The following is a 13,909-nucleotide window of genomic DNA, read 5'->3' on the forward strand; positions in this document are numbered from 1 at the left end:
GCGTCTATCGAATCACTTTTTTCAATACCGCTAATAATTGTTCTGGGTTAAACGGCTTAACAATCCAGCCCGTCGCCCCCGCTGCTTTACCTTCTGTTTTTTTATCCAGTCCCGATTCAGTTGTCAGCATCAGAAGTGGCGTAAATTTATAATTTGGTAGGCTCCGCAACTCTCGAATAAGCGTAATGCCGTCCATCACTGGCATGTTCACATCTGAAATAACAGCATCAAACCCTTGCTGTTTGGCAATGCTTAATGCCTCGCTTCCGTCTTTTGCTTCGGTCACATCAAAGCCAGCCTTTTTTAACGTAAAACCAACCATCTGGCGCATAGACGCTGAATCATCCACAGCTAAAATCTTTTTCATATTCACCTCTTAACTTTCTGTGCTTTGAAACAGGTAGTTTGCTAGCCCAAGCTGCTCCACCGCCTCTTGTAATGCTTCACTTTCACCGTGCCAAACAATTTTGTGCTCCAATGTAGATAAATGCTTTTGCAGAGCACAAAGCAACTGGACTGAAGCAGTATCAGCTTGACTAACATCACTGATATCAATAATGACATCCGAGGTTTCTGGTGATTCTTGGAAAACCTGCTGATACAGGCTTTCAACCTGATTGATCGTAAATTCTGATGGAAGTTTTAACATGTGTAACCATGCCTTCCTTGTTTATTATTTAATAAATTTAGCTTAGACCGAGATGACAGAAATGCCACAAACCCTAATTAAAAATCTACAATTAATTAGAGTGTTAGATGGGATAAGCGGCAGCTAGAATACGCTTACCGCTATTTATTTGATGATTACACGTAAATCGTTAAGAAGGGTGTCTACATTAATTGTTGGTACTTTTCCAGCTTCAAACTCAGGTTTGAATATTGCTTCTAGCTCACCACTGGGGTTCACCAGAGCAACCGAACCACTGTGATCGACATAGTACTCGTCAGCACTTGTATCGTTAAGTGCATACATCAACCCTAATTCTCTGACAAAAGGATACAAAACATCGTGCTTTGCACTAACCGCCAAAAATGCAGGATTGAAGTGTTTGATATAATCGAGTCGCCGCTGTTGCGTGTCTCGATTTGGATCTACTGAAACGAACCAAACTTGAACATCATCTTGATTATCCAAAGAACGATAAAGTTGCGTTAACTTTAACAAGGTCATCGGACAAACATCTGGACAATGCGTATAACCAAGAAAGAGTAAATTCCACTTACCTGTAAATTGTTGATTAGTAGCGGCATTGCCGTTTTGATCATATAGGGTAAATGGTTTTATTGTCTTTGCTTGCTTATACCACACGGTTTTATCCGTTAACTCCGGTTGAGGTGTACAAGCAAGTAAAGTGAGTAAAAAACTCAGTAACAGCGTATTTCTCATTAAAATGCTCTATCAACAAACAGCGCAACGAAGACTACCAATAAATGCCAGATAGAAAAATAAAATACGCTCATCGCATATTGATTACTATCTGTGCTCAGTAGCCGCCAGGTTTTCACTAAAAACATGACATTCGCAAAACACGAAATAGTTAAATAGATTAGCCCTGACATTCCCACCAAATAAGGCATTAGACAAACTAACGTGAGAATAATGGTGTAAAAGAACACACAAAGCTTTGTGAATCTTTCCCCATGAGTTACTGGCAACATTGGTATTTCAGCCCGTTCGTAGTCTTTTCGTTTGGCAATGGCTAACGCCCAAAAATGAGGAGGTGTCCAAGCAAAAATAATCATAACTAATAACCAGGGCTCAGCACCCATACTGCCCGTTTCACTTACCCAGCCAAGCAGTGGTGGCATTGCACCGGCGAGACCACCAATAACAATGTTCTGTGGAGTCGCTCTTTTAAGCAATAACGTATAAACAACCGCATAACCAAACAGTGCGAGTAACGTCAGCCATGCACACAAAGTGTTCGCGAAATACACTAACAAACCGTAGCCGAGCACTGCCAATAAAAGTGCAAACAAGATTGCTGCAGGTACAGACACCGACTGTTTGGCTAGAGGTCTATGTCTTGTTCTTGCCATTTTTTTATCTATCTCTCGATCAACAACATGATTGATCACGGCAGCACTGCTTGACAACAGCCCAATGCCAAGCAAGCTCAATACTTGAAATAGCATACTTCTTCCCATATCAGGGGCTAAAGCGATACCAACCCATGCTGTTATCACTAGCATGCAAACGACCTTAAATTTACACATCGCAAAGTAGGCACCAAGGTGTCTGATAATCCCATTCTGAAGTAGTGAGTTATTGATAGCTAACATGGCAAACCTCCTGTTTTGCAAGATGTACGAAAAAGCATAACCTGACCATTGCTAGTAACAACATAGCTGCCATAAAGTTGTGGAACAGGGTTAATAATAAAGGAAATTGAAAGTGTACGATCGCAGCACCAACTGCAACTTGAATACTCACCAGAAGCAGCACCAAATAAGCGGCTTTTTTTAATACTTTCTCTTGCTGCTGTTTTAATAAAGGCCAGCATGCAGCTAACAAAGCGAGTACTGTAACAAGTGCCCAAACTCGATGAATTAAATGAATTGATACTCTTGATTCAAATGGCAACACACCAAATTCATAGGTCGCAGATGCTTCAGGTAATGTAAACAAGCTTTGCCAAGAGAAAAGTTGCATGTTGTCACACAGGGGAAGTCCAGTGCAATGAGGTGCAGCATAGTTTGCCGCAAGCCAACCACCAAGTGCAATTTGGATCACTAGCACAACTAAAGCGGAGTTACACATTGTACTTTGGGTAGTTGTCACCGACGCTTTAAGCTGGCCATATTTCAATCTTAAATAGAGCAAAGATAGCAGGGCTAGGATAGTGAAACCTCCTAATAAGTGACCCATTACGACAACGGGTTGGAGGTTCATTGTCACAGTCCACATGCCCAAAGCACCTTGAAACAATACTAGCAAAAACAGCAAATAGAAGTGCTTGGTTGGTAGGTTCGCGCCTTTTTTGGTTTTTAACCTAAACCACAATAGTGCGACAATTAAAAAACCTAAAAAACTCGCAAAATACCTATGCACCATCTCTATCCATGCTTTATCAGCTTCAACTTCCATTCCAGGAAAGCGCTCCGCTGCAGCATTCAATTCATGTGTTTCATTTGGCACAGTCAAAAAGCCGTAACACCCAGGCCAATCTGGACAACCTAACCCAGCATCGCTCAAGCGCGTAAAGGCCCCTAATGTCACCACTATCGCGGCAACAAAGCATGAAAATAATGCTATTTTTCTTTTTCTATTTATCATACACAGCCTCCTAACTTGAACGTGAGTAGTTCAAAAGCTTTTTCAAATCTTTCAATAGCCCTTTCTGTATCATTCTGTTTTGTTCTGGATCTGAATTTCCCGAATATTGCAGGACAAACAGCCCAGTTTTATCCACTAAATATAAGTGGTTATCTTTTAGTTCTTTGATTTCTTTGTTAAACACACTAACAACATTAGAGTCAATTTTTGTTTTCGAACCGATTACGACAATTGACACCTTCTGCTGATTTTTCCCCAAGGCAGTATGTAGGTTACTCAAGCTTTCTAACTGGCTAGTGCACGCTACATCGCATTCAGCAGGCTGTTTGTAAGCAATAGTCCATTCGCTACCTAACACCAGTTCTGGCTGTCTTACTTCCCCAGTTACAAACGCACCAAAATTAGTTGTACTTTGCGGCATCCAACCTAATTTGAGCACCGAAATCGCTACAACCAACGGCGCGACAAATATGGCAATAAACCAAATACCACTTTTAGACATTTGGAACCTCCTTTTTTGCTAGCTTCCACCCGATAAATAATGCAGCTAATCCAATCAGGAGCCACTGTAGAGCATAGGCTTCATGTTTTTTCGGCGACATTACTACGGGTTTGTAGTGTGGCTTCGCTCCGCCAATATTATCCTCAACTGAGTAGGCTAATATGGTAAGCAAATCGACCCCACTTATTTCTGATAAGAAGTCATTATCGATGTACTGAAGAATATGCTGCTCGTTAGCGGTTGTTGGCTGAGCTGCAAGTGTGAATTTTTGTTGCGGATTTGATTTTATAAGCGCGGTAAAAGACTGAGTGTTGCTAGGCAAAACAATTGTAGGCGGTATTCTCGAAGCAACCGAAGCAACAAACCCAAGGTTGACGACGATATTTTGACCATTCCCTTGCAATTTAAATAAAGAAACAACATCAAAACCGACCTGCCCATTTACAACCTGATTATCTAAAAACCAGTAATGGTCAGGCAAAAATTGACCGGTTAGTGTTAATTTGGCTCCATCAAGCTCACTCAATGTGCGCGTTGTGAGTAACTCACTCAATCGTTCGCCTGTAAAATCAAAAGCTTCAATACGTTGCTCTATGAGATACTTTTGCTGGGCACGCTGCCATTGCCATAGCGATAAGCCACTACAAATCAGAGCAACAATTAAAGCTCCCAATATCGGTGTTTTTGCTCTACCTTTAAACAGCGCGCTTAATCCCAAAGGATACCTCTTATGATTAAAATTATTATTGTTTTTTTGCTACTACTAACTTTCTACAACTTATTTAGAGCTTTAATAATTATGCTAAAAACAGAGCAACAGGCTTCGATGGCAAAACTGTTATTAAAAAGGGTTTATGCTTCAATTGCAGTCATCATGCTAATTTGTGTTGCAGCAGCATTCGATGTCATAAAACTCAACCCTTCCCCACTTTCTATAAAACATACACAAACACAAACAAGCACAGCCATACCACATCGACAAAGTGCCAGTACCACGCTCCAGCTTGAAAAGCAAAATGCCGCTCAGCACTAAAGTGGCCCTTGAGCACTCGAATCCATACCACAAATAAAATGATAGCGCCGAGTGTCACGTGCATACCGTGAAAACCAGTAAGTAAAAAGAAAGTATTACCGTAGATACCGGACTGTAGCGTTAACCCCAACTCCTGATATGCGTGAATATACTCCTCAACTTGAAGAACTAAGAAGCCTAATCCCAGCAGTACCGTAACTCCAAGGAATGCTTTCACCTTGGCGCGCTGCTCTTTCTCTAAAGCGACGTGGGCGATACTGAGTGTGACTGATGATGCGAGTAAGATAATGGTATTCACAAGCGGTAGACCCTGCCATCCCATAGCCTGCGTTGAGGTCCCATCAGGAGTTGTAAGCAATGGCCAAATGGCCTCAAACTGAGGCCACAACACCTCATTTGTCATTGCATTATTACTATCACCACCAAGCCATGGAACGGCAAACATACGAGCATAAAAAAGTGCACCAAAAAAAGCCGCAAAAAACATCACTTCGGAAAAGATAAACCAACTCATCCCCTGCTTAAAAGAGCGGTCCATCTGTGCAGAGTAAAGTCCATTCATCGACTCTTCGATCACATTTCTAAACCAGCCAAAGATCATATAAATAAGTATTGCTAGACCTATAACAAGCAGCCAGACTCCACTCCCAGCCTCACTACCACTTTGAATCACAGTCAATCCAGCACCGACTGCAATAAAGAACATTGCCACCGCGCCAACGATGGGCCAAGGGCTCTGTTCAGGAACGTAATATTTTTGTTGCTCATGGTTCATTTATGAACTCCTTATGAGCAAGTATCAAAGGTTGCTCTGCGGCAGAAACTTTAGACACTCGCTCAGTAATATCAAATAGTGCATATGAAAGGGTGAGCTCTTCTACATCTTCAGGTAACTCTGTATCTACGTAAAACCGCAACACAAATTCGGCCTCCTCATGACCGATTAATGGCTGTTGATCAAAACAAAAACATGCCATTTTATGTAAATATTTTGCGGCTTTACCTGGCGATACTGAGGGTATCGCCTGCATCACTCTTTCTTGTCCACTCAAATTTTTTGCTAGGAACTTCACATCGACTAATTTGCCAGGTACCACTTCAATAGACTGTAATACCGACTCAACAGAGAATGGAGCCTGGGATTGACTATGAGTTGTAAAACTAACAGTGACAGAACGCCCCTCAGCAACAGTCTTACTTTCTTTAGCTACCACCATCTCGGGTTTGCCATTCAATCCAGTGATGTCACAAAAAACGTCATATAACGGCACTAAAGCGAAGGCGAAGGCAAACATTCCTAGCGTTAACAAAACAAGTTTTTTAATTAACTTGCTATGCTGCATTACTTAATCTCCGGTGGTGTTGTGAAGGTGTGATATGGCGCAGGAGAAGGTACTTCCCATTCCAATCCCTCGGCTCCGTCCCACACTTTCCCAGGCACTTGCTCTCCACCTTTCGCACATTTGTATACCACAGCCACAAACAGCAATTGCGAAAGACCAAATGCAAAGCCACCTATGCTAATAATCGCGTTAAAGTCGGCAAACTGAAGTGCATAGTCAGGGATTCGTCTCGGCATTCCAGCAAGGCCAACGAAGTGCATGGGGAAAAATAGCAAGTTGACGCTGACCAAAGACAACCAGAAGTGTAATTTTGCCAATTTCACGTCAAACATGTTCCCTGTCCACTTAGGTAACCAATAGTAGGCTGCCGCCATAATAGAGAACACGGCACCGGTCACTAATACATAGTGAAAATGGGCCACAACAAAGTATGTATCATGGTATTGGAAATCAGCAGGGGTTATCGCAAGCATCAACCCTGAAAATCCACCGATAGTAAATAACACAATAAAAGCGACTGAAAACAGCATCGGGACCTCAAAACTGATGGCCCCTCGCCACATGGTGGCTACCCAGTTAAATACTTTAACGCCGGTCGGTACTGAAATAAGCATAGTCGCATACATAAAGAACAATTCACCAGCTAGTGGCATACCAGTGGTAAACATATGGTGGGCCCAGACCACAAACGACAGTAAAGCAATTGATGCTGTGGCGTACACCATTGAGGCATAACCAAATAGTTTTTTTCGTGAGAAAGTCGGTACTATCGTCGAGATAATCCCGAATGCAGGTAGAATCATTATGTAGACTTCTGGATGACCAAAGAACCAAAAAATATGCTGGAACATCACGGGATCTCCGCCACCTGCAGCATCAAAGAAGCTAGTACCAAAAAACTTATCAGTTAGAACCATCGTAACAGCACCTGCCAGTACAGGCATCACTGCGATAAGTAAAAACGCGGTGATCAACCAAGTCCAAACGAACAAGGGTAACTTCATCCAAGTCATTCCTGGTGCCCTGAGGTTAACGATCGTTACGATTACATTGATCGCTCCCATTATCGAGCTAATACCCATTATATGGACAGCAAACACAAAAAATGCCGTGTTGTCATTACTGTAGGTCGTAGAAAGTGGCGCATAGAATGTCCAACCAAAAGCCGGACCTCCGCCTTCTAGAAACAACGACAGTAACAGAATTGCAAACGCAAATGGTAGTATCCAAAAGCTCCAGTTATTCATTCGAGGCAGAGCCATATCAGGAGCACCGATCATCATAGGGATCATCCAGTTAGCCAAACCTGTAAACGCTGGCATAACAGCCCCAAATACCATGATCAGACCATGTACTGTTGTCATTTGATTAAAAAAATGGGGGTCTACAAGTTGTAAACCAGGCTGGAATAACTCAGCCCTGATAACCATTGCCATTGCTCCACCAATGAGGAACATGGTTAAAGAAAATATGAGATATAACGTGCCTATATCTTTATGGTTTGTAGTATAAAGCCACCGCTTAAGGCCTTTTGGTGCACTGTGATGGGAATGTTCTTCGACTATGGCACTCATTTTCCAGCCTCCTCTAGCGCGTCAATTTCTGCTTGTACTTGACTAGGTTGTATGACTTCTCCCGTATCATTTCCCCAGCTGTTACGTTTATAAGTGATGACACCAGCCAACTGCTTAATCGTTAACTGTTTAGCAAATGCCTGCATTGCGGTACCAGGACGGCCTAAAAGCAATACATCTATGTGTTCTTTCACATCACCCAGTACAACTTTATTGTCTTTAAGCGCTGGAAAAACCCCAGGTAAACCAAGCCCTGTTGGCTGATGACATGCTGCACAGTACGCCATATAGGTTTGTTCACCCACTGTCATCAATTCTTCTTTCGACAGCGTTTGCTGAGCAATTGCCTCTGATTCTGCCTGCGCTTGCAGTTTCTCTGCCTTCGCATTAGCTAGCCAAGAATCAAACTTTTCCGGCGCTACAGCTTCAACTACAACCGGCATGAAACCATGGTCTTTTCCACACAGTTCAGCACATTGACCTCGATAAGTCCCTTCTTCATTTACCTTAGTCCAGGCTTCATTTATAAACCCAGGGTTGGCATCCTTTTTGACAGCAAAGTCAGGTACCCACCAAGAGTGAATAACATCGTCAGATGTCATCAAAAAACGAACCTTTCTATCTGTGGGTATAACCAAAGGTTTATCCACTTCCAATAGGTAATTTTCTGTCTTGTCTTGTTGATCATTTATTTGATCTTTTGGGGTAGAAAGTAAGGAATAAAACTCTACATCGTGGCCCATGTATTCATAGTGCCATTTCCATTGCGAGCCAGTTACCTTAATAGTAAGATCCGCTTTGCTCGTATCTTCCATTGCAATCAAGGTTTTCGTAGCCGGAATAGCCATCGCAATCAAAATGACAAATGGAATTGCAGTCCACAAAATCTCAACTTTTGTACTCTCATGGAACTGAGCTGGCACAACGCCTTTGGATTTTCGATGTTTTAATAGCGCCCAAAACATTACCGCAAATACCACAGCACCGATTGCACAACAGATCAGAAATATCGTCATGTGTAGGTCGTAGACTTGCTGACTAATGTCTGTAACTCCTTGCCGCATATTGTACGCGCTGTTAGCAAGTGCAAACTCAGAAACTAGCGCAATGACAATAACGGTAACTATTCGACAAATTTTCATTTGACGTCTCCTTCAAGGCCAGTCTAGCTGTGCCTCTTGTTATTATTGGATGACTGTCATAATGCCCACGTATACATGGACTTACTGCACGACTATTAACCAATTAGTCGAGGATCTTCAAAATGGCAAGAAATTTGAGAATAGAATGTTAATAAGTTTTTAGTTAAGTGCGCTACGAAAGCAGAAAAGATGGAGAAATAATCTAATAAATTCAGGATAGTGAAAGCAACGATTTGTATTTACAAAGCCTAATTTAAGGCTTCTTCATGATACTAAGCGGCAAAAAGTAAGATATTTGTCTATTTTTTTACAAAAAGATGACGCTACTGCATTTTTATCAGCAACGTCATCCTTAATTACATCCAGTCAGCAGTTCTAATAATCCCGACAGCCAACCCTTCTATTGCGAAATTTTGCGACGTTAGATCGACTTCTATTGGGGAGAACTCTTCATTTTCTGCGTGCAGCAGTACTTTTGCACCTTTCTTCTCAATGCGTTTAACAGTGACATCATCTTCAACTCGAGCTACAACCACCTGACCATTTTCAGCCACTTGAGTTCGATGCACTGCGAGAAGATCACCATCTAAAATACCAATATCCTTCATGCTCATTCCATTAACTCGAAGTAGGTAATCGGCATGTGGCTTAAAAATACTGGCATCAACGTTATAATGGGACTCAACGTGCTGTTCAGCAAGAATAGGCTCACCCGCAGCGACCCGACCAATGACAGGCAATCCTTCTTCACTGTCGTCTTCTGCCAACCGTATACCTCTACTTGCACCTGGCACCATTTCGATAACGCCTTTTTTCGCAAGTGCTTTTAGGTGTTCTTCTGCAGCATTTGCACTTTTAAATCCTAATGCATCAGCGATTTCAGCTCGAGTTGGAGGCATACCCGTGTCTTTAATAAACACTTTGATCAGTTCAAAAACTTGTTCTTGTCGTTTGGTTAATGGTCGCATATAACTGGTTTTCCATACAGTGCATTTACTGTGAGTATATACAGTTAACGAAAAATGGCAACGCCAAATAGAGCAACCTCGTATGGTTTCCGCTAGGAAAGCCAAACTAACGGCGTAGCCTTTTATAACAAATGCAGCTAATTTAACGAACTAATAGCTTTTGGTTGCCAACCAAGCTCCACAATTGCTTTATCACTGGAAAAATACTGTTGCAATGCATACCCTTCAACCCAATTGCCATAAATTGATTTCCATTCACTTATTCTGTCTGTTAAGACATCAACGTCATTCGTTTTTTTTAACCATTGCACTATATTAAATTTTGCTTCACCTACACCAATGTATTCTTCGCCGGGCTCGCCTAGCTCTAACACCAGTCGATATAACTCAGCCAGGTTTTCTCTTTCAACAACAGACCAAGACTGACTAACTCCCCCTGGCAAACAAATGTGTCCACAGCGTTTTAATTCCCAAAGAAATACAGGGGGTACGTTAAGTTCATTTTTATCAACAACATTGGTTGGACTAACGATACGCAGATCAACACATTTTTGAGACCGTAAATAGTCGATACTACTTAACATCCAAGTAAAATCATCTATCGCCAGTTTGGGAAATTGTTCGGTAATTGCTTGCTCACTTTCTCCATAAGTCCAGCAGCCAGAAGTATAAATCATTGTAATACCAAGGTTGCGGCTAGACAGATATCTACAAATTGACTTCATTAACTTGATGTCTATATCGCCCATATTCTGGTTGAAGCCACAAGCTGTATGAATCAATGCAGTAGCCTCATCTAGCCAGCTCAGCCAAGATTCTGGCTGTTCAATATTCCCCGTTATTACCCTTGCACCCAATTGCTTAGCGCTTAGAGCGCTAACTTCAGATCGACAAAGAATATAAACTACATAATCATTCGCGAGTAATTCAGAAACAACCGCGCTACCAATATTTCCAGTCCCACCTGTGACAATAACCTTTTGTGTTTGCATGTTTTCACCTTAATTCATTTAAGCTGCCAACAGCATACTCTCCAAGAAGGATTGCAAAAATAGACGCACTCAATTATTGGATGATTCGTCGATGACTATCCTATAATCGTCGATTTGGCACCACTCCCTCTCTGATGCTGGAGTCGATATCGCTTGGGCGTTGTGTGATAAAACGCTCTAAAGTTACGGATAAACACGTCACCAGACTGAAAGCCTACATTAATCCCTATGTCTTGTACTGAATGCTTATTTAATACCAGCAGTTTTGCAGCCACTAAACACCTCCATTGATTCAGAAAGCTGATCGGTGAATAGCCAGTTTGTGTTTTAAATCGTTTGGAGAAAGCAGACTTAGACAGCGCGCTATGCTCAGCCAATTTTTCTAACGTCCAGTGTCTTGAATAATCTTTTTGTATCATTATGATAGCGGGTGCTAAAAATCGGTCATGGATAGCTGGGATCCAGCCGAAATAATGGGTCTTTGTAGATAAATCTCGAATGACTTCCATCAACAGAAGCTTAAGAAGATGTTCGATATTCAACTGGCTACCGATAGGTTTCACTTCATTTTCTCGATATATCCAATCAAGTACGAGTGCAAGATGGCTCCCTCTGACTGCATCGATAACAATATACTCAGGTAAATCTATCGCTAAACTAGAGACCCCCCAATTATGCAATGGATCAAATACAAAGCTTCCACACATCATGAAGCAATGTTCCCCCTTTCCTCCCAGCGATGTTATGCCTGTTTCTAAAGCCTTATCTATATCTACACAGTCAACCCCTTGCTGACTCATAAGCTTATGCTCAGAACCACTAGGTAGTAACAAAAGCTGCCCTGAGGAAAGGCTTACTCTCTTAGAACTTGAGGATACCTCAACAACGCACTGTCCCTCCTTTACATAACTAAAGAAGCAAGCATTTTGCTCACTTTCAGAAATACCCCATGGCTCTGTCAGTGTTAGGTGAGAAAAAATCTGAACTTCAGGTTCAAAACTAGATACCAGAAGACTTAGTGGATCTGTGTAGTTCATTCATATCCTTATTTACATACTTCATAGGTTGCATTGTAATAAGTTCGGAAGCAAAAGGTACAATAAAGTCTTTCAGTGCCGCAACCTGTACCGGTTGTAGGATGGTGCTGCGCTTATTCCGGCCTACTTGGTGTGGTGTTGACAGTATTTTGGTAGGTTGGAAAAGCGAAGCGCCTTCCAACATCGTCAGGTTTGCAAAAAATAAAAAGCAAAAACCCCGACTCTTTCGAATCGGGGTTTCTCTAATAAGGCCCTGGCGATGTTCCGTTCTTTTAAAAAAGAACACATGGCAGCTGCCACACTATCATCGACGCTGTTTTGTTTCACTTCTGAGTTTGGGTGACGAATGACCGAAGCAACGCTTCGCAGCATGAGGAAGTGAGCGTATGGATGCGCGAAGGAGAGATACTACATGGAAGTACTTTTCCTACAAACTGCTTTACTTTAGTATCAAAAGCAAAAAACCCGACTCTTTCGAATCGGGTTTCTCTTATAAGGCCCTGGCGATGTTCTACTTTCACATGGCAGCTGCCACACTATCATCGACGCTGTTTTGTTTCACTTCTGAGTTCGGCATGGGGTCAGGTGGTTCCAAAACGCTATGTTCACCAGGAAAACTGGGGGCAAATGTTTAATGACATCGTGCATCGCACGAGCATTCCATTTGCGCAAGGTGAACCGATTTCGCGATGTCGCTGAGGTTGGTCACCTTGTTTAATTCTTAATTATCCTGCGTTTTAATCGCAGGAATAAATCTGGAAAGCTTAATTAAATTCTTTGTCTACTTTAGTTTCATTAACTTCTGTCGCTTAAACCACTTTGGCGTTGTATGGTTAAGCCTCACGGGTAATTAGTACGAGTTAGCTTAATGGCTCACACCACTTCCACATCTCGCCTATCAACGTTGTAGTCTTCAACGGCCCTTTAGTGGAGTCGAACTCCAAGTGAGAACTCATCTCGAGGCTCGCTTCCCGCTTAGATGCTTTCAGCGGTTATCGATTCCGAACGTAGCTACCGGGCAATGCAATTGGCATCACAACCCGAACACCAGCGGTTCGTCCACTCCGGTCCTCTCGTACTAGGAGCAGCCCCTCTCAATTCTCAAACGCCCACGGCAGATAGGGACCGAACTGTCTCACGACGTTCTAAACCCAGCTCGCGTACCACTTTAAATGGCGAACAGCCATACCCTTGGGACCGACTTCAGCCCCAGGATGTGATGAGCCGACATCGAGGTGCCAAACACCGCCGTCGATATGAACTCTTGGGCGGTATCAGCCTGTTATCCCCGGAGTACCTTTTATCCGTTGAGCGATGGCCCTTCCATTCAGAACCACCGGATCACTATGACCTACTTTCGTACCTGCTCGACGTGTCTGTCTCGCAGTTAAGCTTGCTTCTACCATTACACTAACCGTACGATGTCCGACCGTACTTAGCAAACCTTCGTGCTCCTCCGTTACTCTTTGGGAGGAGACCGCCCCAGTCAAACTACCCACCAGGCACTGTCCTCAACCCCGATTAGGGGCCTAAGTTAGAACATCAACACTACAAGGGTGGTATTTCAAGGTCGGCTCCACAGAAACTAGCGTCTCTGCTTCAAAGCCTCCCACCTATCCTACACATGTAGGGTCAATGTTCAGTGCCAAGCTGTAGTAAAGGTTCACGGGGTCTTTCCGTCTAGCCGCGGGTACACAGCATCTTCACTGCGATTTCAATTTCACTGAGTCTCGGGTGGAGACAGCGTGGCCATGGTTACACCATTCGTGCAGGTCGGAACTTACCCGACAAGGAATTTCGCTACCTTAGGACCGTTATAGTTACGGCCGCCGTTTACCGGGGCTTCGATCAAGAGCTTCGCATACGCTAACCCCATCAATTAACCTTCCGGCACCGGGCAGGTGTCACACCGTATACGTCATCTTACGATTTTGCACAGTGCTGTGTTTTTAATAAACAGTCCCAGCCACCTGGTCACTGCGGCTCTCGTCTGCTTACGGAGCAAGTCCTTCACAAACAAGAGCGTACCTTCTCCCGAAGT

The 13,909-nt window shown here is 42.9% G+C and carries 15 protein-coding genes and 2 rRNA genes (1 of these 17 only partly in view); 1 reads left to right on the forward strand and 16 read right to left on the reverse strand.

Annotated elements, in window-relative coordinates; genetic code table 11:
* Positions 1-4: 4 nt before the first annotated feature.
* From ACSLBF_RS16055 to ACSLBF_RS16085, 7 genes are all read right to left on the reverse strand, one after another.
* Positions 5-367, reverse strand: a complete 363-nt coding sequence (locus ACSLBF_RS16055) for a response regulator (protein ID WP_192506127.1) — start codon at positions 365-367, stop codon at positions 5-7.
* A gap of 9 nt (positions 368-376) precedes the next feature.
* Positions 377-649, reverse strand: a complete 273-nt coding sequence (locus tag ACSLBF_RS16060) for an STAS domain-containing protein (RefSeq protein ID WP_440054353.1) — start codon at positions 647-649, stop codon at positions 377-379.
* A gap of 144 nt (positions 650-793) precedes the next feature.
* Entirely contained in the window at positions 794-1,387 is a 594-nt protein-coding gene (locus ACSLBF_RS16065) for an SCO family protein (RefSeq protein WP_440054354.1), read from the reverse strand.
* On the reverse strand, positions 1,387-2,283 hold the full coding sequence (gene cyoE / locus ACSLBF_RS16070; RefSeq protein WP_440054355.1) for a heme o synthase: 897 nt from the start codon (positions 2,281-2,283) through the stop codon (positions 1,387-1,389). Before cyoE ends, ACSLBF_RS16065 begins: the two co-directional genes overlap by 1 nt.
* Complete coding sequence (locus ACSLBF_RS16075) at positions 2,267-3,277, reverse strand: COX15/CtaA family protein (RefSeq protein WP_440054356.1); 1,011 nt, start codon at positions 3,275-3,277, stop codon at positions 2,267-2,269. Before ACSLBF_RS16075 ends, cyoE begins: the two co-directional genes overlap by 17 nt.
* A 10-nt stretch (positions 3,278-3,287) precedes the next feature.
* Positions 3,288-3,779, reverse strand: a complete 492-nt coding sequence (locus ACSLBF_RS16080) for a transmembrane cytochrome oxidase associated protein (protein ID WP_440054357.1) — start codon at positions 3,777-3,779, stop codon at positions 3,288-3,290.
* Positions 3,772-4,497 (reverse strand): SURF1 family protein, encoded by a 726-nt coding sequence (locus ACSLBF_RS16085; RefSeq protein WP_440054358.1) that lies wholly within the window; start codon positions 4,495-4,497, stop codon positions 3,772-3,774. Before ACSLBF_RS16085 ends, ACSLBF_RS16080 begins: the two co-directional genes overlap by 8 nt.
* Before the next feature lie 12 nt (positions 4,498-4,509).
* Here ACSLBF_RS16085 and ACSLBF_RS16090 point away from each other — a divergent pair, with 12 nt between their 5' ends.
* Entirely contained in the window at positions 4,510-4,812 is a 303-nt protein-coding gene (locus ACSLBF_RS16090; RefSeq protein WP_440054359.1) for a DUF2909 domain-containing protein, read from the forward strand.
* On the opposite strand, the gene ACSLBF_RS16095 is transcribed toward ACSLBF_RS16090, so the two are convergent.
* From ACSLBF_RS16095 to ACSLBF_RS16135, 9 genes are all read right to left on the reverse strand, one after another.
* Entirely contained in the window at positions 4,712-5,587 is an 876-nt protein-coding gene (locus ACSLBF_RS16095; protein ID WP_440054360.1) for a cytochrome c oxidase subunit 3, read from the reverse strand. The two genes, ACSLBF_RS16090 and ACSLBF_RS16095, sit on opposite strands and share 101 nt — an antisense overlap.
* Entirely contained in the window at positions 5,577-6,155 is a 579-nt protein-coding gene (locus ACSLBF_RS16100; protein WP_440054361.1) for a cytochrome c oxidase assembly protein, read from the reverse strand. The genes ACSLBF_RS16095 and ACSLBF_RS16100 overlap by 11 nt, the downstream gene beginning before the upstream one ends.
* Positions 6,155-7,729, reverse strand: a complete 1,575-nt coding sequence (ctaD, locus tag ACSLBF_RS16105; protein ID WP_440054362.1) for a cytochrome c oxidase subunit I — start codon at positions 7,727-7,729, stop codon at positions 6,155-6,157. Before ctaD ends, ACSLBF_RS16100 begins: the two co-directional genes overlap by 1 nt.
* Positions 7,726-8,871, reverse strand: a complete 1,146-nt coding sequence (coxB, locus tag ACSLBF_RS16110; protein WP_440054363.1) for a cytochrome c oxidase subunit II — start codon at positions 8,869-8,871, stop codon at positions 7,726-7,728. The genes ctaD and coxB overlap by 4 nt, the downstream gene beginning before the upstream one ends.
* Positions 8,872-9,227: 356 nt before the next feature.
* Complete coding sequence (lexA, locus tag ACSLBF_RS16115) at positions 9,228-9,839, reverse strand: transcriptional repressor LexA (protein ID WP_440054364.1); 612 nt, start codon at positions 9,837-9,839, stop codon at positions 9,228-9,230.
* 137 nt (positions 9,840-9,976) lie between these two features.
* A complete protein-coding gene (locus ACSLBF_RS16120) occupies positions 9,977-10,831 on the reverse strand; it encodes an NAD-dependent epimerase/dehydratase family protein (RefSeq protein ID WP_440054365.1) in 855 nt (284 codons plus the stop codon).
* A gap of 95 nt (positions 10,832-10,926) precedes the next feature.
* Positions 10,927-11,868, reverse strand: coding sequence for an AraC family transcriptional regulator (locus ACSLBF_RS16125; protein WP_440054366.1), 942 nt, complete (start codon positions 11,866-11,868; stop codon positions 10,927-10,929).
* A 498-nt stretch (positions 11,869-12,366) separates the two neighbouring features.
* Positions 12,367-12,481 (reverse strand): 5S ribosomal RNA (gene rrf / locus ACSLBF_RS16130).
* A gap of 216 nt (positions 12,482-12,697) precedes the next feature.
* Positions 12,698-13,909 (reverse strand): 23S ribosomal RNA (locus tag ACSLBF_RS16135); it runs 1,764 nt beyond the window's last position.

The sequence above is a fragment of the Pseudoalteromonas sp. T1lg65 genome, assembly GCF_051930985.1.
Lineage (GTDB): Bacteria > Pseudomonadota > Gammaproteobacteria > Enterobacterales > Alteromonadaceae > Pseudoalteromonas.